Genomic DNA, 21,887 nt, shown 5'->3' on the forward strand with positions numbered 1-21,887 from the left:
AATAAAAGTTTTTTACCGCTAGAAACTATTATATAAAAAAAGGTTATCATTTGTAAATACCCAAATTAAATTCTTTTTTTTCTGAAAATAAAAGCATGAAATACGGGTTATTTATCTTATTAATGGGTATGTATATTGAAAGGCATATGAAAAAAATATTTAGCTGGAATAAACGAAAAAGGAAGCTCTATGAACGACTATTCGAGTAGGGAATGATTAGGTGTATAAAATAATACAAATTAGTATTACAATCTAAAATCAGCTGTGCTATAATGTGTCTGGTCAACTTGGAGTTAGCTAAAAAATCACATAAAAAAGGTAGGGAATATAATGGCATCGCCGCTAAAAAGATTATTAATCGGCCGCCCTCTGAAAACATCAGAAGCTGGAGACCAAAAATTGGGGAAATTAAAAGCTTTAGCCGTTCTGTCGTCAGATGCACTTTCTTCTATTGCATATGGTACGGAACAGATTTTGTTGGTACTTGTGACTGTGAGTGCTGCAGCTATGTGGTATTCATTACCAATCGCACTTTGTGTCCTTGTTCTTTTGTTTGCACTGAATTTATCTTATAAACAAATTATTTACTCTTATCCGCATGGTGGTGGAGCATATATCGTTTCAAGAGAAAATTTAGGAAATAACGCTGGATTAATTGCCGGAGGATCTTTACTAGTAGATTATATGCTTACAGTTGCTGTAAGTGTGTCTTCAGGTACAGATGCAATTGTCTCAGCAGTGCCATCATTATATCCTTTTGCAGTGCCAATAGCCGTATTACTTGTTGTTGGTGTAACAATCATTAATCTTAGAGGAATCACTGAATCAGCTAGTTTACTTGCCATTCCAGTCTATTTATTCGTTTTTTCTATTATCGCTCTTATTTTTACAGGTTTATTTAAAGTATTAACTGGTATGGATGCAAGTCATGAAACAGCCGCAGTAGGAACTCACGTACAAGGTGTAACAATCTTTCTACTATTAAGAGCATTTGCTTCCGGATCGGCTTCTTTGACTGGTATTGAAGCTATTTCAAATGCTGTGCCTTTGTTTAAAGAACCGCGACCTAAAAATGCGGCTAAGACATTAACCTTAATGGCCGGACTACTAGGTTTCTTCTTTGTAGGGATTACGGTTTTAGCCTTTGTTTATGGAACTGTACCCGAATTGAAAGTAACGGTGCTATCACAAATTGCTGAAAATGTATTCGGCAGAAACTTTATGTTTTATTTCATTCAAGCTACAACGGCACTTATCTTAGTTTTAGCAGCTAATACAGGATTTTCAGCATTCCCAATGTTAGCTTTTAACTTAGCTAAAGATAAATTTATGCCTAGAATGTATTTAGCTAGAGGGGATCGGTTAGGCTATTCCAATGGAATTATTACTCTAGCAGTGGGATCTATCTTGCTAATTATATTATTTAAAGGGAAAACAGAGTTACTAATTCCGTTATATTCTGTAGGGGTTTTCATACCATTCACTCTGTCGCAAACAGGCATGATTGTAAAATGGTGGAAACAGCGTCCGAAAGGCTGGAAGAAGTCTTTATCAGCTAACTTACTTGGTGCGTCTATTTCATTTACCGTGCTTCTAGTATTATTCTTAACGAGAATTGAATCTGTATGGCCTGTATTTGTATTTATGCCGATTATGATTTATGTTTTCCATCGTACTAGACACCACTATCGTAAGGTAGGACCACAACTTAGAATTGACGAAACAATGGACTTGCCTGACTTCAAAGGAAATGCCGTTATCATTTGTGTGTCGGATACCACCAAAGTTGTAGAAGGAGCATTACAGTATGCTAAGTCTATTGGTGATACAGTCATTGCTGTTCATATTTCTATTGATAAAAAGCAGGAAAAAGAATTTGTTGAGAGATGGAATAGAGTTCATCCGGAAGTGCGTATGGCTAATCTTTATTCTCCGTATCGATCGATTTCAGATCCATTAATGAAATTTATTGATACAGCAAAACAAAAAGCAGATCAAGACAACTACTCACTTACGGTGTTAATTCCACAATTTATCCCTAGAAAAGGGTGGCAAAACGTCCTTCATAATCAAACAAGCCTATTGATTCGTACAAGACTTTTAATGAAAAGAGATGTCGTTGTTTCGACATATCCATATCATTTAAAAGAATAACAAGAGAAAAACGGAAGAGACCTTCGGGGGAAGAGGGGGATGCTCTTCCGTTTTTATAATGGAACAATATAAGCATAGCTGGATGAAACGGATTTGTAAAAAGTGGAAAATAAGATTTTAAGAGCACAAAAAGAAAGAAAATGCTTTTTTACCCTAAGCAAAAACCTTCTTTTGCGAGCAGAAAACGAAAATAAATTCCATTTTAAGCCAAAAAAAGATTTTTTCATGAAAAATAAAAAAAGTTGCCCGCTATAAAAGTGGGAAACTTTTTTTGTATATATTATAAAAAATACGAAGCTATAAATGAATCTATCATTAAATAAAAAGTAATACTTATATATATAAATGAATAAATATTAGCTGTATGCAAAATAAGTAAAAGGACTTAATTAATGTTACAAAGTGGTAACAAATTTTTCTTTTTGATGAATTCAGATTGAGTGGATTTTTAGTGGGTAGTAAAAGCCCTACATAGAGCCATTCTCACTTTTTTGAGCTAACTTTGAAATTCCTTCCAAGCCTTGAAAAAAGCCGGTTTTCGCGTTATAATTTCAGTAGTTGATAGGAGTCATTAATTTAGTAAAGGAGCGCTTGGGATGCAGGAACAGGACATTAGGTATTATGTACTACCTACTATTATCGTTTTTATATTGGGAATCGCTGCTATGAATACATCTAGTTTTCCATTTATTAGTTTTCTGACAACTACGCTCGTGGCTATCGCTATTGGAGTTTTAATCGGCGGAGCACATCAATTATGTCGCGTTATTATTAAAGCTTATCAACAAACAAAGGAACGCAGAGTTTCTCAAAAAAAGTGGCAAACACTTTAAAATGAGTCATTACATAATTATAATAAACCAAGCATTTTCGCGTTTTTGGGGAGAATGCTTTTTTTGTGGGTTAATTCTTATTTTTTTTTGTGTAAAAGATGGTACAATAAGGAAGATTATGAATGGAGGAGGTTGGAGATGGCGACTTTAGCAGATGTTGCGAAACGGGCAAATGTCTCCAAAATGACAGTTTCACGAGTTATTAATCATCCAGATCAAGTCTCAGATGAACTGAAAATGCTTGTTTATAGCGCAATGGAAGCTCTAGAGTATGTACCAAACTATGCTGCTAGGGCGCTTGTTCAAAATAGGACACAAGTTATTAAATTTTTGATTTTAGAAGAAATTGATACAGTTGAACCTTATTATATGAATTTATTAACAGGAATTAGTCGAGAGTTAGATAAGTATTATTATTCGCTTCAACTCGTTACACAAAGATCCAGGAATATTGGAGCTTATGACGGGCTTATTGTCACGGGAATACGTGATAAAGATTATGAATTAGGACTTTTAGATATTGATAAACCAGTTATTTTTTATGGTGAGAATAAACGCGGCTATGATTCTATAGATGTAGATAATAAAAAAGGAACGGCGCTTGCAACGGAGCACGTGGTAGAAATTGGCTTTTCGCGCATTGTTTTTTTAGGGATTGATTTGCTTGATGAACAATTTATGAAATCACGTTTAGAAGGTTACGAAGAAGTGGTGCGAAAACATGGACTTGAGCCGGAAAGTTATTTTATTGCAAATAGCTCGAGTGTTGCCGAAGAAAAAGCATTTGAATTATTACGTTATAACTCAGAAAAAATTGCGATTGTGTGCGCATCGGATCGAATCGCGATAGGTGTTGTTCGTGCAGCAGCAGCTTTTGGTCGTCGCTTTGGTGAAAATATTGCTGTAACAGGCTTTGATGGTGTTTTTTTAGACCGAATTTCTTCGCCAAAAATCACTACCGTTCGATCACCCGTTGTTGAAATGGGAGAAGAGCTTGCAAAGATGTTACTTGCTAAAATTAATGATCATGGAAAACCTCAAGGAAACCTATTATTTACTCCAGAATTACTGATACGAGCTTCTACAACTGGAAAAGAAGAGTAATAAAAACGCTAGGAATCTTTATTCCTAGCGTCTTTTTATTTGAGTAAAACTGGTAGAAATGCAATGAAATCAAAAATGAAATGCACGATGAAAGTAACCCAAATGGAGTTGGTTTTTTTGAATAAGTAGTTCAAAATGAGTCTAGCTGGTGCTAATGTAATGATGCATTGTAGGAAATTAAAATCATAAGAAGTTAAGTGCCAGGTTGCAAAAAGCAAGGCACATAATAAGGAAGCTTGCCAAAATTTCCAATTCCATTTTTTCCAAGCGGCGTAGAGTAAACTAATCGATAGCAATTCTTCGCCAAGTAACATGAACGGAATACTTGTAAAAACATAAGACCATGTAAGCACACTGTTGATACCATTTTCAGTAGTACTTCCTGCAAAGTAAGCCCAGGCAATGTTGAAAATAGAGCTGATAATAATTAATGCTGGAGCACCAATAATTATCCATTTGAAACTAAAATGTTTAAACCAATCGAGAAATTCTGCTTTAAGTATGATAAAAGCAATAATTCCCATGCATAGTGCATTGAAAAACGCGCCTATGAATTCTAACACTCCAATATTGGAAATGATGTGTGGCAAAAGAAGAAAAAGAACACCAATAATGATTGCGCTGGAAAATAACCAATACCCTTGTTTTTTTAAGCTTAATGTATTTTCCATTTTATCCTCCTTTTAGACCTTAATAATGACTCTCATTAGTCCATGAGTTATTATAGCTCTTTACTTTAAATCAGTAAAGTTACTAATTTGTCACTTTAAAGGAGGAGAGAGAATTGGCTTTCTTCTATAATATGTTACAGTGCCGAAAAATCTTGTTACCGTTAACGAGCGAGAAAAGGTTGCAAACGCTTTAATGGAAATGCTAATTTGAAATAGAACGATAGGTGATATAGGAGGAGAAAAAATGGAAAAAGCAGGGATTTATCATCAACCAGCGAGTAGCTATGCTTATAGTTATGACGCTAAAACACTACATATTAGAATTAGAACGAAACGCTTAGATATTAGCAAAGTTACTTTAATTGCTGCCGACCCTTACTTATGGAAAAACGAAAAATGGCAAAGTGAATCATATTCGATGCGCAAAATTGCAGAGACCGAAGAGCATGATTATTGGTTTTTCGCGATAACACCAGAACATAGACGCCTTCAATACGGCTTTTTACTAACAGATACAGAAGGAGAAACAACATTTTACGGCGGACGTGGTTTTTTTGAGCCGACTGAAGCGAATTTAGCTACGATGGATTATTACTTTAAATTTCCGTTTATCCATGCAGTAGATACATTTGAAGCGCCTGAATGGGTTGGAAATACCATTTGGTACCAGATTTTCCCAGAACGTTTTGCAAATGGTAACCCGGCTATTTCCCCTGAAAATGCCTTGCCGTGGGGAAGTAAAGATCCGAATACAAAAGACTTTTTCGGTGGAGATCTTGAAGGAATCATTCAGCACTTAGATTATTTAGCAGAGCTTGGCATCAATGGGGTATATTTAACGCCTGTTTTTGAAGCACCGACCAACCATAAATACGACACAATTGATTATAAAAAGATTGATCCGCATTTTGGTGATAAAGAAACCTTTAGAAAATTAGTTCAAGAAGCGCATAAACGCGGTATTCGTATTATGCTTGATGCAGTGTTTAATCATATTGGGGACACTTCTCTAGAGTGGCAAGATGTTGTCGAGAAAGAAGAAAAATCCGCATATCGTGATTGGTTCCACATCCATAGTTTCCCTGTTCGTCAAAATGAAAATGGCAATATTGAAGGAGAACCAACACTTTCTTATGATACCTTTGCTTTCACGACGCATATGCCAAAATTAAATACGGCTAACCCAGAAGTTCAGAAGTATCTACTGGATATTGCAACTTACTGGATTCGCGAATTTGACATTGATGGTTGGCGCTTAGACGTTGCCAATGAAGTTGATCATGCTTTTTGGAAAGAGTTCAAAAAAGCGGTCCAAGCGGAAAAAGAAGATATTTACATTCTTGGTGAAATTTGGCATGATTCGTGGATTTGGTTGCTAGGAGATGAATTCCACGCCGTTATGAACTATCCATTTACACAAACGATTATTGAAAACTTTATTGAAGAAAAAATCACGCCGGAGCAAATGGTTTCTGGTATTAATGAACAATATATGCGCTACCCTAATCAAGTGAATGAAGTAATGTTTAATATGCTTGATAGCCATGATACAGCACGCATTTTAACACGAGCGAATAATGATGAGGATAAAGTGAAACAAGCACTTGCCTTCATGTTCGCACACACTGGTTCGCCGTGTATTTATTACGGAACTGAAATCGGTATGGACGGCGGAAATGACCCTGGTTGTCGTAAATGTATGGAATGGGACGAAACAAAACAAAACCAGAATATGTTAGCATTTACGAAAAAATTGATTGCGCTTAGAAAAGAAAATCAAGCAATTATCACATCCGGCGAATTAACTTGGCTAGGTGCAAGTAAAGAAACAGGCATTACAGCATTTTCTAAAGAATTAAATGGTGAAAAACTGCATTTCCTTTTCAATCAAGCAAAAGAAGATAAGGATTTCACAATTTCATTTGAGAATACAGCGACAGATATTTGGAATAACCGAGCTGTAACAGAAAATCTTGTCGTCCCAGCAAAAGGATTTCTTGTTATTAAAGAAAACAGCTAAATCAATGGCGTAAAGGAATTTTTCACATGTTTACCGAAAAAATGTTGTTATCGGTAACATGTGAAATCTCCTTGTAAACGCTTTCGGAATCAGCATATAATAAATGCATAGGTTAACCTAATTCACAAACTTTAAAAAAAGAATTGAAAAAAGATGGGGACTTAGAAATCAGACATTATAGAGCGGCTTTTTTCATAAAGAGGAGGAAAAGTAAATGAAGCGTTTCAAAAAAGTGGGAATAGTTTCGGCGGTTTTAGTAATGGCTTTAAGCTTAGCAGCATGTGGTGGTGGAAAAGACACTAGTAAATCTGGCTCATCTGATGAAAAAACATTAACCGTTTCCGTTGACGCAGGCTACAAAGACTACGTGAACAAAATAAAAGGTGATTTTGAAAAAGACAATGACGTAAAAGTAAAAGTAGTCGAAAAAGATATGTTCGAAACATTAGAAGCTCTTCCACTTGATGGACCTGCTGGAACTGCTCCAGACGTAATGATGTCCGCATTTGATAGAATTGGAAGCTTAGGCCAACAAGGACATTTAGCTGAAGTAAAACTTGGTAATAAAGACGATTACGATGAAAAAGACCAAAAACAAGTAACAATTGACGATAAAATTTACGGCGCTCCAGCAATTATTGAAACACTAGTACTTTACTACAATAAAGATTTACTCGACAAAGCTCCAGCAACATTTAAAGATTTAGAAACACTTTCAAAAGACTCTCGTTTTGCTTTCACTTCTGAAAAAGGAAAAAATACTGGTTTCTTAGCAAAATGGACTGATTTCTACTTCTCATATGGACTACTTGCAGGATACGGCGGTTATGTATTCGGTGATGAAGGTACAAATCCAAAAGACATCGGTTTAAACAATAAAGGTTCTGTTGAAGGAATTACTTACGCAACAAAATGGTTCCAAGATGTATGGCCAAAAGGTATGCAAGACAATAAGAGTGCAGATGACTTTATCCAAGATCAATTTGTTAAAGGTAAAGCAGCAGCAATTCTAGGCGGCCCTTGGTCAGCAGCAAACTACAAAGAAGCAAAAATTAATTACGGCGTAGCAAAAATCCCAACACTAAACAATGGTAAAGAGTATTCTCCATTTGCAGGTGGTAAAGGTTGGGTTGTAAGTAACTATTCTAAAAACAAAGATGTAGCTCAAAAATGGTTGGATTATGTGACTAACCAAAAAAATCAAGAAACTTTATATGATATGACAAATGAAGTACCAGCTAACTTAAAAGCACGTGATACAGCGAAATCGAAAAATGACGAATTAACTAATGCCGTTATCGAACAATACAAAAATGCGCAACCAATGCCAAATATTCCAGAAATGTCGGAAGTTTGGACAGGTGCTGAAAACTTAATGTTTGATGCAGCTTCTGGTTCGAAAACTCCGCAACAATCAGCTGACGATGCAGTAAAAGTAATTGAAGATAACGTAACGCAAAAATATACTAAATAATAATGATTTGGCGGGGCAAAGATAGCGCGCTCCGCCATTTTTTTCAACTTAGCTAGTGAATCTATATCTAGAATTGAGGGTAACAAAATGAAACTAGAACAAAAACAAATTAAAAATGTTCGTCAAGCGACTTTGTTATCAATCATTCCGGGACTTGGTCAATTTTATAATAAGCAAAATTTTAAAGGGATTGTCTTTTTCGCACTATTTGCTTTGTTTATCATAGAATTTTTTGCAGTTGGGCTGAATGCACTGATTGGCCTTGTAACACTTGGATCTGTACCAGGTGTAGACCATTCCTTATTTTTAATGATTGAAGGTACTTTACAATTAATTGTGACATTACTATTTATAGGCTTTTGGTTTATAAATATTTTCGATGCAAGACGCGTGGCTATGCAGTGGAACCTAGGTGAAACTGTTAACCGTTCCGCTCTTGCTATTATAAAAAATATGCTCGACAAAGGTTTCCCGTACTTACTTACATTACCTGCATACTTAGTCATGACTTTTGTTATTATTTTCCCAGTTCTTGTTACTCTTTTCATGGCATTTACCAACTACGATTTTTACCATATTCCGCCAGCGAACTTAATTGACTGGGTTGGATTTAAGAACTTCTTTAATATTTTCTTCCTAAGTTCGTATCGCGACACGTTCCTAAGTGTATTTTCTTGGACACTTGTTTGGACGATTTGTGCGACTTCCTTGCAAATTGTTGTCGGGGTGTTCACAGCGATTGTTGCGAACCAAAGCTTTATTAAAGGGAAACGTCTTTTCGGAGTAGTTTTCTTACTTCCTTGGGCGGTACCAGCTTTTATTACAATTATGAGTTTTTCCAATATGTTTAACGACAGTATTGGAGCAATCAACTCACAAGTCATTCCGTTACTGAATCATCTTCCATTTGTTGATATCAATGCGATTGCTTGGAAAACAGATCCTTTCTGGACAAAAGTGGCGCTAATAAGCATTCAAGGGTGGCTTGGTTTCCCGTATATTTATGTCATGGTAACAGGTGTTCTTCAAGCGATTCCAGGCGAACTTTACGAAGCAGCTAGAATCGATGGAGCGAGCGCAATACAACGTTTCCGTAAAATTACATTACCGATGATTTTATTTGTGACAGCACCTGTATTTATTACGCAATATACGTTTAACTTTAATAACTTTTCGATTATTTACTTATTCAATGAAGGTGGTCCCGGAAGTGTCGGAGCAGGCGCTGGATCGACCGATATTTTAATTTCATGGATTTATAAACTAACAACTGGTACTTCGCCGCAATACGCTGTAGCCGCTGCTGTGACGTTACTTATCTCAATTATCGTTATCACGGTTTCGATGATTGCCTTTAAGAAAACGAATGCCTTTGGGAACGAGGAGATGATGTAAATGAGAGACTTTATGAAAGATCAGCGGACAACAAAGTTTTTAACACAGTTTTTCACGTATTTATTTTTAACCGTGCTAACGATTATTATTTTGTATCCGATTCTAATCACAGCATCTTCTGCCTTCAAACCAGGGAATATCGCAGCATTTACGCTTGAGTGGTCGGATAGCTGGACGTTGAATAACTTTACTAGACTATTTAATGAAACATTGTATCTTGATTGGTATAAAAATACATTGATTATCGCGGTTGTAACGATGATTATGCAAGTAACGATTGTGACGCTTGCTGGTTATACATATAGCCGTTACCGTTTTAAAGGACGTAAAAATAGTTTGGTGTTTTTCTTGATTATCCAAATGGTGCCAACAATGGCGGCTTTAACAGCTTTCTACGTGTTAGCAATGCTACTTGGCGCACTTGATCAATATTGGTTCTTAACATTGATTTACATCGGTGGCGGTATCCCAATGAACACTTGGCTGATGAAGGGATATTTCGATACAGTACCACGGGATTTAGATGAATCCGCAAAACTTGATGGTGCAGGACATTTCCGGATTTTCGCTCAAATCATCTTACCACTTGTAAGACCGATGATTGCGGTTCAAGCTTTATGGGCATTTATGGGACCATTCGGAGATTTCTTACTTGCTAAATTCCTACTAAGAACTCCAGAAAACTTAACGATAGCTGTTGGACTTCAAACATTTATCGCTAACCCGCAACAACAAAAAGTAGCATTATTCGCAGCAGGAGCAATCTTAGCGGCGCTACCAATTTGTTTACTGTTCTTCTTCTTACAAAAGAATTTTGTTTCTGGCTTAACTGCTGGTGGAACAAAAGGATAATTGATTTTTAAAAAGGCTGTGATACCAATGAAAAAAGTTCCGTTTATCATTCAATATGTAAAAAGTACACTTGGACCAAATGCGATTTTTGAAGGTCGGAAAGTACTGAAATTCTGGCAAATGGTTATCGTGTTTATTTTCTTAAATGCGCTCCTATTGCTACCTGTATCAGCACATTTTGCTAATCAGTCGAGTTTTGATTTACCAAGTTTAATGCCGGAAATGGCGACTCTTGGTACAGATCAATTCGCGACGGAACTTAGTGGTCTTTCGCTCGAAAACGGAGAATTAACTGACAAAAATGCGCATATCGTCGAAAAATCGGCTAATGGCGTGGCTGGTGTAAATTTAACGAAGGCAGAACTTGCCGGAGCTAAAAATATCATTAATTTCAAAGACCGAGAAATGACGCTTACAGATGCAAGTGGCTACACATTTGAAGTGAGCTATCCAAAAGATGCCACATTAAGTGAGATCACTTCTGGTGAATCGCTAGTAGACTGGGTTTCGGCGCAGTGGTACTTAGAGAATCAAGCATTTGTTTTCTTATCAATGGTGCTGATGATTGGCTCAATTATTTTCGTTAGCTCGCTGATGTTAGCTATTTTCACGACACTTTTCATTTGGATGACAAAACGGAGCAGTTTTTCTCGTATTGCTTCCTTTAAAGAATCATTTAATTTAACGCTAAATGCACTGGGAATTCCAGTGATTGCGGCTTGTATTATCGGTTTTATCTACTTTGATATTACGATTATTATGGCTGTTCAGTCGCTCGGAATGGTGTTAATGATAGCATGGACATTTTTAAAGACAAGATTTTATAAGACTAGTGAAAAAAGTATGGCTGCTAGTCGCTAATTAGGAGGTTTTAGTATGGCACAGAAGCAATTATTTGAAATCGAACCATGGACATTACGGACAACCAAACTAGATAAAGAAAATAAACGTTTGCAAGAAAGCCTAACTTCACTCGGTAATGGATACATGGGGATGCGCGGGAATTTTGAAGAAGGATACTCCGGCGATGGCCATATTGGAACTTATTATGCAGGCGTGTGGTTTCCAGATAAAACAAGAGTTGGTTGGTGGAAAAATGGCTACCCAGATTATTTTGGAAAAGTCATAAATGGACTTAATTTTATCGGGATTGAAGTACGTCTTGACGGTGAAAAACTCGATTTATTTGTAGATGAAGTAAGCGATTTTGAACTTGTGCTTGATATGGAAAAAGGCGTGTTAAGACGCCAGTTCACAGTAGTTAAAAATAATAAGACGTTTCGAATTTCAGCGGAACGATTTCTAAGTGTAGCTACGAAAGAACTTGCAGTAATTCGCTATCATGTAGAAGCTTTAAATGCGGCAAAAGTAGAATTAACGTCCTTTTTAGATGGTAATGTGCAAAATGAAGATGCCAACTACGAAGAAATGTTTTGGCAAGAAGTTGCAGAATCTTCCTCAGAAAGTCGCGGCTCACTTGTAACCAAAACAATTCCAAATAACTTTGGTACACCGCGCTTCACCGTTTCTGCAGTAATGGAAAATAAGGCTAATACGGCAAATGAAACAAACCAAACAAAAACACTTTATGCGGAAAATCGCTATCAATTTGATTTAAAAGAAAATGAAGTAGCGCAAATTGAAAAACGAGTAGTAATCACAACTTCCCGTGATTTTGAGGAAAGTGAACTTCTTCAAGCCGGAGAGGAAATCTTAAAAAATATAGCAACAAAATCATATGAAGACCTTTTAGAAGCGCATATCGCAGGATGGCGCGAACGATGGGATAAAGCAGATGTGGAAATAGCAGGAGATGATTCCGCTCAACAAGGCATTCGCTTTAACATTTTCCAATTATTTGCGACTTACTACGGGGAAGATGCTAGATTAAATATTGGTCCTAAAGGTTTCACCGGAGAAAAATACGGCGGGGCGACTTACTGGGATACAGAAGCATTTGCTCTACCAATGTATTTATCACTAACAGATAAGTCGGTTAGCCATAACTTACTTAAATATCGCCATAATCAATTAGATGGTGCCAAAATCAATGCGGAGAAAATTGGTCTAGGTGGCGCACTTTATCCGATGGTTACTTTTACAGGAGTAGAGTGCCACAATGAATGGGAAATTACCTTTGAAGAAATTCACCGAAATGGCGCGATTGCCTACGCGATTTATAACTATACGAACTACACTGGTGATGACTCTTATTTAAAAACAGATGGTATCGAAGTGTTAACTGAAATTACTCGTTTTTGGGCTGATCGAGTGCATTTATCGGATCGCTTAGATAAATATATGATTCACGGTGTTACGGGACCAAATGAATACGATAATAATGTTAGCAATAACTGGTATACCAACTATATTGCAGCTTGGACTATTCGATATACGCTAGAAAACCTAGATACAGAAGCGAAAAAACGTTTAGGTGTGACCGAGTACGAAATCGCCAAATGGGAAGACATCGAGCACCGCATGTACTATCCTTTTGACGAAAAATGGCAGATTTTTGTGCAACACGATACATTTTTAGACAAAGAGTTACGTTCCACTGATACGTTAAAACCAGAGGATATGCCAATTAATCAAAACTGGTCTTGGGATAAAATTTTACGGTCTTGCTTCATTAAACAAGCAGATGTACTTCAAGGTTTATATTTATTCTATGATGACTTTGATTTTGATACGAAACAACGCAACTTTGAATTTTATGAACCACTAACTGTACATGAATCAAGTTTGTCACCAGCTGTTCATGCGGTTTTAGCTGCGGAACTTGGTAAATATGATAAAGCTGTAGAACTTTATAAGCGCACAGCAAGACTTGACCTAGATAATATTAACAATGATACAGAAGATGGCCTCCACATTACATCAATGGCAGGAAGCTGGTTATCCATTGTACAAGGTTTTGCCGGAATGCGAGTAACATCAGGTGAGTTAAGTTTTGCGCCATTTTTACCTAATGGATGGGACAACTACCGTTTCAAAATTAACTTCCGCGACCGCTTATTAGAAGTGAAAGTAGAAGTAGGACAAGTAACTGTTAAATTATGTCACGGAGAACCAATTCATTTAGAAATGTATAAGAAAAAATATTTGCTGGAAACGGCTGTAACAGTAGAAATATAACCAAAAATAAACTTGTCAAAAACAATGAAAACTGTTTTTGGCAAGTTTTTTCTTTAACAAATCTTTCCAATTTTTAGCGGGATGATTGCTTTTTCCGCCTGCACTCTTATGCTATAATAAAGAAAGTGAACCATGTGATCATAAATGGTTTTCAAGAGGCACGGAGGTGAAGTGATGGATTTTTCCAATATGTCGATATTGCATTATCTAGCAAATATTGTAGATATTCTTGTCGTATGGTTTGTAATTTATAAAGTGATCATGTTAATCCGAGGTACGAAAGCAGTACAATTATTAAAAGGTATTTTTATTATCATTGCAGTTAAATTATTAAGCGGATTTTTTGGTCTCCAAACAGTAGAATGGATTACGGATCAGATGCTTACTTGGGGATTCCTTGCAATTATAATTATCTTCCAACCGGAATTACGCCGTGCTTTAGAGACACTTGGTCGAGGCAATATTTTTACTCGTTACGGTTCTAGAATCGAGCGAGAGCAACACCATCTGATTGAATCTATTGAAAAATCTACCCAATATATGGCGAAACGTCGTATTGGTGCGCTAATTTCAGTAGCACGCGATACCGGAATGGATGATTATATCGAAACCGGAATTCCACTCAATGCAAAAATTTCTTCTCAATTATTAATTAATATTTTTATTCCAAATACGCCGCTTCATGATGGTGCGGTAATTATCAAAGGAAATGAGATTGCATCAGCAGCAAGTTATTTACCACTTTCTGACAGTCCATTTTTATCCAAAGAACTTGGGACGCGTCACAGGGCTGCTCTAGGGATTAGTGAAGTGACAGACAGTATTACAATTGTTGTCTCCGAAGAAACAGGCGGAATTTCCCTTACTAAAGGCGGAGAACTTTTCCGTGATGTTTCAGAAGAAGAGTTACATAAAATTCTTCTAAAAGAGCTTGTCACAGTAACGCAAAAGAAACCTTCTATCTTTTCTAAATGGAAAGGAGGCAAAAGCGAATGATGGATCGAATTTTAAATAATAAATGGTCGATTCGGATTATAGCCTTGTTACTCGCAGCCATCCTTTTTACGTCAGTTAATGCAAATAATAATAACGCCACCACTTTTTCAACGACTTCTTCAAGTGATTCTGAGGTCATTGAGAATGTTCCTGTCAAAGTATATTATGATAAAACGAATTTATACATTTCAGGCATTCCAGAAACAGTCACTGTTACGCTTTCAGGGCCAAGAAGTATCGTTCAATCTGCTAAAGCACAACAAGATTTCACCGTATACGCAGATTTGAAAAATGCATCGATTGGAACGCAGGAAGTTAAACTCCAAGTAAAAGACGTATCTGACCGACTTAAAGTTAAAGTCAATCCAGCTACTGTTAACGTAAATGTTCAAGAAAAAGTAACGAAGAAATTCTCTGTAGATGTAGAGTTAAGTAAATCTGTTATTGCAGATGGTTATCAAGCAGGAACGCCGATTATCGATCCTAAAAAAGTTTCCATTACAGGTGCAAAAGACACGATCGAACAAATCGCTTATGTTAAAGCGACCCTCGAAAGTGATGGAAAACATAAATCGGAATTTACCGACAAGGCGACAGTATCCGTTTTTGATAGTAACCTGAATAAGCTGGATGTAGAGGTCAGTCCGCAAGAGGTTGAAGTGACTGTGCCGGTTGAGAAAGTCGGGAAATCAGTACCGGTTAAAATCAAGCAAGAAGGAACACCAGAAAGCGATATAGAGATTTCAAGCATGACACCTGATAAATCAGAAGTGGTTGTCGTAGGTGACGATGCGGTCCTTGACAAGATTAAAGAAATTGAAATCCCGATTGATGTTACAAAAATAAAAGCAGATACGGTCAAAGAAATTACTGTACCAGTCCCAACAGGCGCTAAATCAGTACAACCTACGACCATTGAGGTTAAAATAAAAACCGTAAAAAAGTCTGAAGCAAATAATGGAGCGACCACATCAAATAATAATCAAAACACAGAAGCAAATAATAACGATGCGACGGATGATTCTGAAACGAATGATTCCAAAACATCAAAATCTTTTTCTAATATGCAAGTATATATGAGTGGTCTGAAAAATACTTTCGATGCCCAGATGTTAACGCCAGCAAATGGCAAAGTTTCTGTAACCATCACCGGGGAGAAAAAAGTATTAGATGACATAACCGCAAAAGATTTAAGCGTTATTGCTAACCTTAGTAAAAGTAAAGCTGGCAGTTACAGCATTCCACTAGAACTAAACGGTTTACCCGATAACGTGGCTTATGTCATCAATCCTAAAAAAGCTGATTTTATTATTACCGAAAAAGAAGCACAAAATACAGTGCCTTCCAAAAACACATAAACCTGAGGAGTGTGGGGCCAGCGTGTCTCATACTCCTGCTTTTTTACAAAAGCTTCATATACATAGAATAGTTTGAAAAGTTACTAATGCCAACGTTTTATTATAGAGAGATGAAATTTTTTCTTAAAAAAGGTATAATAACAAATGTATGGTTGAGACTTAACAAAAAATAGAACCAGCATTTGAAAAAAAGTAAAACTAAAACGACAAACAAAAATCATTTAGATAATGAATGACTTAGAAGGAGAGTAATAAAATGGGTAAATATTTTGGTACGGATGGAGTTAGAGGGGTTGCAAACTCAGAATTAACACCAGAACTTGCATTCAGATTAGGTCGAATGGGTGGGTATGTTTTAACTCGTCACGTTGGTGAACACCCGCGTGTGCTTGTTGCTCGTGATACACGTATATCTGGAGAAATGCTTGAATCCGCTTTAATTGCAGGACTTGTATCTGTAGGAATTGAAGTTATGCGTTTAGGTGTCATTTCAACTCCTGGTGTCGCTTATTTAACAAAAGCGCAAGGAGCTTCTGCCAGCGTCATGATTTCTGCAAGCCATAATCCAGTAGATGATAATGGAATTAAGTTCTTCGGTTCAGACGGCTTTAAACTGTCAGACGATCAAGAAGAAGAAATTGAACAATTACTTGATACAGCAGAGGATACACTACCTCGTCCAAGCGGTGAAGGTCTAGGAACAGTTAGCGATTACTTTGAAGGTAAACAAAAATATATTCAATACTTAAAACAAACAATCGAGAATGACTTCAATGGTTATCATATTGCATTAGACTGTGCAAATGGAGCAACTTCTGGCTTAGCAACACATTTATTTGCTGATTTAGATGCCGATATTAGCTCAATGGGTGCTTCTCCAAACGGCTTAAATATTAATGATGGTGTTGGTTCTACACATCCAGAAGCCTTAGCTGCATTTGTATTAGATAAAAAAGCAGATGTTGGTTTAGCCTTTGATGGTGACGGAGACCGCGTGATTGCAATTGATGAAATCGGTCAAATTGTCGATGGCGATAAAATTATGTTTATTTGCGCGAAATACTTACGTGAACAAGGTCTATTAAATAGTAATACAATCGTTTCCACTGTTATGAGTAACTTAGGCTTCTATAAAGGCTTAAGAGAACTTGAAATTGAAGATGTTCAAACAGCTGTTGGTGACCGTTATGTTGTAGAAGCAATGCGAGAAGGTAATTATAACCTTGGCGGAGAACAATCTGGTCATATTATTTTCCTAGATCATAATACAACTGGTGATGGCCTGCTTTCCGGAATTCAATTAATTAACGTTATGAAAGCAACTGGGAAAAAATTATCTGAACTTGCTTCAGAAATGAAAACATTCCCACAAAAACTGGAAAATATCCGTGTAAGTGATAAAAATCATGTAACAGATAATCCAAAGGTAAGTAAAGTAATTAGTGAAGTTGAAGCTGAAATGGCTGGTAATGGTCGCGTGCTTGTTCGTCCATCTGGTACAGAACCATTAGTAAGAGTCATGGTGGAAGCTGCGACAAAAGAAGCAACAGACGAATATTGTGAACGTATTTCAGCGGTTGTTCGTTCAGAAATGGCACTTAACGATTAAAACTACAAACAAAAAATCCTGATGATATAAACTTCATCAGGATTTTATTTCTTTCGAAAGAATGATTTGGTCTACGCAAAGAATACCGTTTTCGACAATGGTTTGCCCTTTATAATGTTCTATAAAATAATTTGGAACAATTTGTTGCATCCGAAAGCCGTTTTTTTGATAAAAAGCAAGTTGGTCAATACTTGAATTACCTGTTTTAACAATGATTTCAGTGAAGTTGTTTTGTAAAGCATAATCAAACGCTTTTTCAAGGAGTATTTTACCAATTCCTTGATTTCTCTGGGTAGGTAGAACAGCAACATTCATAATTTCAAGTTGCTTATTATTTAATGGAAGCAAGCAAACGACGCCGATTGTTTTATCGGTATCATTTAGTTGGAAAACGCGTGATTTATCAAGGTATTTCGCAATTTGGTCTTCACTCGGATCAGCTTCTAGTAATAGTTCTAGTGGGGCAGGTTGTGTTTTATCCCAAATGGTCCAGTTCATTTTTATCACCTCGGTTTTAGAGTAACATGGGAAAACTTAAATAGGAAGGGAAGTGGGCAAATTGCCTGAAAAATTAAGAGGAATATGTGGTAGTTTGCTAATTGCGCTAGGTGTAACTCAACTATACAGCTTTGTGAGCGCCGTGGTTGGATATTTTAGTGCAGAGAAAGATAGCTTTACATTTGTTTGGAATTATTGGATGTTACTTATTTTTGGTTTAGCATTATTTATTGTTGGTTTTGGTCTCATTAAAAGAGAGAAGCTTCGATTAGTAAGTATTATTTTAATCAGTTGTTTTGCTTTATTTCAAGCGTTTTCGGTGTATTATTACCAACTAAGAATTTTTGCGAAATTGGAATATGCGCAGCCGTTTGAGTGGTCAGGAACGTTACTAGTTATCAGTAGTATTTTAGTGTTAATCGCGTTATTAATTGGCCCGAAATTCTCTTTAAAAGAGGGAAGCGAAGATCAGTCTTGGAAAAATAAATGGCGTTACGCAGCTGGCTTTTTCGCGATTATTGGTGCTGTTACGGCAATTTTTGCGGCAGTAACGATTTTTAAACAACTACATTCGGACAGTATTAAAGAAGGCTATTTATTTACAACTTCACTTGATGCTTACTTTGCTTGTTTTGTAGCCGTGATTTTCTTGGTTGTAGCAGTACTGGCATGGCGTAAAGTCTCGCTGTTATTAATTGGAATTCTTATGGGAGCAGCTTTCATTTTACTTACGAATTATTTATCTGTAACAAACTGGATTGATTTTGCAAAAGAAAATTTATCAATTACGTTTGGTAGTAATGAAAGACAAGTATTTGGAATGCAATTTTTAATGGGAGCATCCGCTTTTCTCTCTAGTATCTTTGCTTATATCGCAAAAAAGTCCTCTAAATAATTAGAGGACTTTTTTTATTATTTTTTACCGAAAACAATGTTCGTATAGCTATTTAGAGTGACAAAGTAATACACAATGTACATTAATGTGTAGACACCGGTAGAAATCACAACTGGGAGTGTTAAATCTAGTGCCAGCATATGTGAAAGTCCGATAAGGGCAAAACTACTGTGCGCAATTCCGATAACTAATGGAATCAAGAAGACTACGAGTAATTGTTTAGCAAGAATTTTGCGGATGTCTTTTTTAGTAAGACCAATTTTCTTCAAGATGTCAAATGTACCGATGTCGTTATATGCTTCTGTAAGCTGTTTGAAGTAGATTATACTTCCTGTCGCTGCTAGGAAAACAAAACCGATAAACATACCGATAAATAGAAGTACACCGGTTACTGTGATGATTTGTTGATAAGTAGCTGCGTAAGAAATGAGATTGCTATCTTTTGGAACTAGTGACTGCATTTTTTTATCTAAATCTTGCGCTTGTTTTGCATCTTTTACAGTAATAGATTCAACTGTTTGAGATGGGATATTCTTATCAGTCCCTATCATGGCAACTCTTTCATCAGGAAGAACGAGTAAGCCCATAACGGAAGCAATTGGTGAATTTTGAACAACTGATTTAATTTCAACATTTGGTTTGCTTGGTGAAGCTAATGTATATTTTTCGCCAATCATTTGTTTTTGCGCTTTTTCATCATAAGTGACTGAAAGTACCATTTGTGCTTCATTAGCTTTTAAATTAGCTGCATTTTCGGGGTTGCCTTGTTTTTTAACAAGTGAATTATATTCAGATTGAGAAATAACAGGGAAACCTTCATTTATATCATATTCTACAAAGTCTGGTCGAGTTCCTTCTGCCTTGACAGTGTAGTAAGTGCTCTTTTGTTCGTACTCAACTGGGTGATCAGAGTCACTTTCAGCTGTTTTCACGATTTTATCATTTAGTGCTTTGTCTGATGGAACTTGATACTCAAAACTTGATGGTGCAGAAGTGTTTGCTGATGTATTTGCTTGATAGTATATACTGCTTATCGTTCCAATAGCAGACAAGGTCGTTGCACTTAAAATAGAAATAATAATTAACGTTTTTGCATTGGATGAAATTCTAAAGTTCAACTGAGAGGTAGAAATGATATTACTACCTTTATAAAAAATCCGTTTGTTGTTTCTTAGCTTTGTAAGTAAATATGGTAAGAAAAAGGTAATAAACAAAGACGTACCAATAATTACTGAAGCTAAAATAACAAGCGCTCCGATAGAAAAACCTAATTGTGCCCATAATGAATTTTTAGAATCAAGCGGTTGCCCAGCGATGAAGTAACCAAGTGCGATTAATACGATGGAAAGTAGCGCCAAAATAAAAGAAGGTTTTGGGCTTTTTTCGCGTTTTGATTCGGAGTGGAATAGGTCTAACAATGTTGTACGATAGATAATTCGGTAGCCTGTGAAAGAAGTAAACAAAGTAATGATAATAAAAACAATACTTGTTTGTAAAACAGCTCCCCATGAAAAGGCAAAACCGCCAATGCTATCGAGATTAATTAAGTTAAGTAAGATCGTTACGAAAATTTTTGAAAGCAGTGTACCAGCCAAAATACCAATTACTAATGCGCCAAGACCCATAATGAAATTTTCATAAAATAACATCCGACCAATTTCTTTTTTACGAAGGCCGAGTAAAGAATAAAGACCGATTTCTTTTTTCCGTTTTCTTGTGAAGAAGTTGTTGGAATAAAGAATGAAAATTGCTACGAATATAAGCAAAATGACAGAGGAGCTAGAAAACGCGGTTGATAACTTAGAAGATTGGTCAATTCTAGCTACGACTGATGGATCCTTCGAAAGAACAAGGAAGGTAAAATAAATCATAATACTGAAAATCATCGATGCGAAATATAAAAAGTAATGTACGAAATTATGTCTAATATTTTTCTTCGCTAAATCAAATAACGTCATCTGTGTCGCCCCCCAGTTTTGCAAGGACGTCTAGAATTTTTTGGAAGAACTCCTTACGCGTTTTTGTTCCACGATAGATTTCTGTATATAATTCTCCGTCTTTAATAAATAAAATTCGTTTGCAGAAACTTGCTGCAAATGCATCGTGTGTAACCATCATAATAGTAGCTTTATCTTGTTCATTCAAGTCACGTAAGCTTTCAAGTAAGTTGGTTGCAGATTTGGAATCAAGTGCTCCAGTTGGCTCATCCGCAAAAATCAAACTTGGTGAAGTAATAATTGCGCGAGAGGCAGCTGTACGTTGTTTTTGACCACCAGAGATTTCACTTGGGTATTTATCAAGAATTTCTGTAATACCGAATTTTTCACTAATATTTGCTAATTTCTCTTCCATTTCTTTGACTGGGCGTTTTGCTAGTGCAAGCGGAAGGATAATATTTTCACGGATTGTGAGAGTATCTAGTAAGTTGTAATCTTGGAAAATAAAACCTAGTTTATCGCGGCGGAAAGTAGACATTTGTTGTTCATTCATGTTTTCAAGTTCTTGTCCGGAAATCATAATCTCACCAGAAGTTGGCTTATCAATAGTAGATAAAACGTTAAGTAAAGTAGACTTACCTGCCCCAGAAGGACCCATAATACCTGTAAATTCGCCTTCTTTAATATCAATACTGATATTTTCAAGTGCAGTATACACATTTCCTTTGCTTCCATAAATTTTTCTTACATTTTTTGCTTGTAGAACTGTCTCCATTATTTTCTCTCCTTAAAACTAGATTCATTTAGTATATGTATCATTCTATCGTTTAAAAAGGAGTGGTTCCATCGTATCAAATGACAATTACGGAAGATATCCTTACAAAATTGTTAGTTTTGTGAAATAAAAAACTGGAATTCGTTTCAATAAATCTTTGAAAAAAGACTTATTAAAG

Annotated in this window: 17 protein-coding genes; 13 read left to right on the top strand and 4 right to left on the bottom strand. The window is 36.2% G+C overall.

Translation table 11 applies throughout. The features are described 5' to 3' along the window. The first annotated feature begins 330 nt into the window (after positions 1–330). The 3 genes from AC4PG0_RS08165 to AC4PG0_RS08175 all read left to right on the top strand — a co-directional run bounded on the left by AC4PG0_RS08165 (position 331) and on the right by AC4PG0_RS08175 (position 4,091). Positions 331–2,154 (top strand): APC family permease, encoded by a 1,824-nt coding sequence (locus tag AC4PG0_RS08165; RefSeq protein WP_003767874.1) that lies wholly within the window; start codon positions 331–333, stop codon positions 2,152–2,154. Positions 2,155–2,750: 596 nt separating this feature from the next. Then, entirely contained in the window at positions 2,751–2,987 is a 237-nt protein-coding gene (locus AC4PG0_RS08170) for a hypothetical protein (RefSeq protein WP_003769712.1), read from the top strand. A 138-nt stretch (positions 2,988–3,125) separates the two neighbouring features. Further along, positions 3,126–4,091: a LacI family DNA-binding transcriptional regulator gene (locus AC4PG0_RS08175; RefSeq protein ID WP_003763422.1), complete on the top strand. Its 966-nt coding sequence runs from the start codon at positions 3,126–3,128 to the stop codon at positions 4,089–4,091. A gap of 35 nt (positions 4,092–4,126) precedes the next feature. Here AC4PG0_RS08175 and AC4PG0_RS08180 read toward each other — a convergent pair whose 3' ends face one another. Then, a complete protein-coding gene (locus AC4PG0_RS08180; protein WP_003763419.1) occupies positions 4,127–4,762 on the bottom strand; it encodes a CPBP family intramembrane glutamic endopeptidase in 636 nt (211 codons plus the stop codon). A 244-nt stretch (positions 4,763–5,006) separates the two neighbouring features. Between AC4PG0_RS08180 and AC4PG0_RS08185 the strand changes: the two genes are divergently transcribed. From AC4PG0_RS08185 to glmM, 9 genes are all read left to right on the top strand, one after another. Beyond that, a complete protein-coding gene (locus tag AC4PG0_RS08185; protein ID WP_492167600.1) occupies positions 5,007–6,782 on the top strand; it encodes a glycoside hydrolase family 13 protein in 1,776 nt (591 codons plus the stop codon). A 214-nt stretch (positions 6,783–6,996) separates the two neighbouring features. Beyond that, positions 6,997–8,256: an extracellular solute-binding protein gene (locus AC4PG0_RS08190; protein ID WP_003724548.1), complete on the top strand. Its 1,260-nt coding sequence runs from the start codon at positions 6,997–6,999 to the stop codon at positions 8,254–8,256. An 87-nt stretch (positions 8,257–8,343) separates the two neighbouring features. After that, positions 8,344–9,651 (top strand): sugar ABC transporter permease, encoded by a 1,308-nt coding sequence (locus tag AC4PG0_RS08195; protein WP_003767867.1) that lies wholly within the window; start codon positions 8,344–8,346, stop codon positions 9,649–9,651. Continuing rightward, positions 9,652–10,503 carry a sugar ABC transporter permease gene (locus AC4PG0_RS08200; protein WP_003763416.1) on the top strand — a complete coding sequence of 284 codons (852 nt, stop codon included), beginning with the start codon at positions 9,652–9,654 and terminating at the stop codon, positions 10,501–10,503. Between the two features lie 27 nt (positions 10,504–10,530). Then, complete coding sequence (locus tag AC4PG0_RS08205) at positions 10,531–11,364, top strand: DUF1189 domain-containing protein (RefSeq protein WP_003763415.1); 834 nt, start codon at positions 10,531–10,533, stop codon at positions 11,362–11,364. A gap of 15 nt (positions 11,365–11,379) precedes the next feature. Next, on the top strand, positions 11,380–13,641 hold the full coding sequence (locus AC4PG0_RS08210; RefSeq protein WP_492167601.1) for a glycoside hydrolase family 65 protein: 2,262 nt from the start codon (positions 11,380–11,382) through the stop codon (positions 13,639–13,641). 174 nt (positions 13,642–13,815) lie between these two features. Continuing rightward, positions 13,816–14,637 carry a diadenylate cyclase gene (gene dacA / locus AC4PG0_RS08215; protein ID WP_003763411.1) on the top strand — a complete coding sequence of 274 codons (822 nt, stop codon included), beginning with the start codon at positions 13,816–13,818 and terminating at the stop codon, positions 14,635–14,637. After that, on the top strand, positions 14,637–15,995 hold the full coding sequence (locus AC4PG0_RS08220) for a CdaR family protein (RefSeq protein WP_010991076.1): 1,359 nt from the start codon (positions 14,637–14,639) through the stop codon (positions 15,993–15,995). Before dacA ends, AC4PG0_RS08220 begins: the two co-directional genes overlap by 1 nt. A gap of 256 nt (positions 15,996–16,251) precedes the next feature. Further along, complete coding sequence (gene glmM, locus AC4PG0_RS08225) at positions 16,252–17,604, top strand: phosphoglucosamine mutase (RefSeq protein WP_003763407.1); 1,353 nt, start codon at positions 16,252–16,254, stop codon at positions 17,602–17,604. A 36-nt stretch (positions 17,605–17,640) separates the two neighbouring features. On the opposite strand, the gene AC4PG0_RS08230 is transcribed toward glmM, so the two are convergent. Then, positions 17,641–18,102 (bottom strand): GNAT family N-acetyltransferase, encoded by a 462-nt coding sequence (locus AC4PG0_RS08230; RefSeq protein WP_187983895.1) that lies wholly within the window; start codon positions 18,100–18,102, stop codon positions 17,641–17,643. A gap of 61 nt (positions 18,103–18,163) precedes the next feature. On the opposite strand from AC4PG0_RS08230, the gene AC4PG0_RS08235 reads away from it, so the two are divergent. After that, on the top strand, positions 18,164–18,997 hold the full coding sequence (locus tag AC4PG0_RS08235) for a hypothetical protein (RefSeq protein ID WP_112120288.1): 834 nt from the start codon (positions 18,164–18,166) through the stop codon (positions 18,995–18,997). Positions 18,998–19,014: 17 nt separating this feature from the next. Here the strand turns inward: AC4PG0_RS08235 and AC4PG0_RS08240 are convergent, their stop codons facing one another. Next, complete coding sequence (locus tag AC4PG0_RS08240) at positions 19,015–20,955, bottom strand: ABC transporter permease (protein ID WP_010991073.1); 1,941 nt, start codon at positions 20,953–20,955, stop codon at positions 19,015–19,017. Further along, complete coding sequence (locus tag AC4PG0_RS08245) at positions 20,942–21,709, bottom strand: ABC transporter ATP-binding protein (RefSeq protein ID WP_003763402.1); 768 nt, start codon at positions 21,707–21,709, stop codon at positions 20,942–20,944. The genes AC4PG0_RS08240 and AC4PG0_RS08245 overlap by 14 nt, the downstream gene beginning before the upstream one ends. Positions 21,710–21,887: the final 178 nt, after the last annotated feature.

It is taken from the genome of Listeria sp. MAN/IMW/UF464 (genome assembly GCF_058683955.1).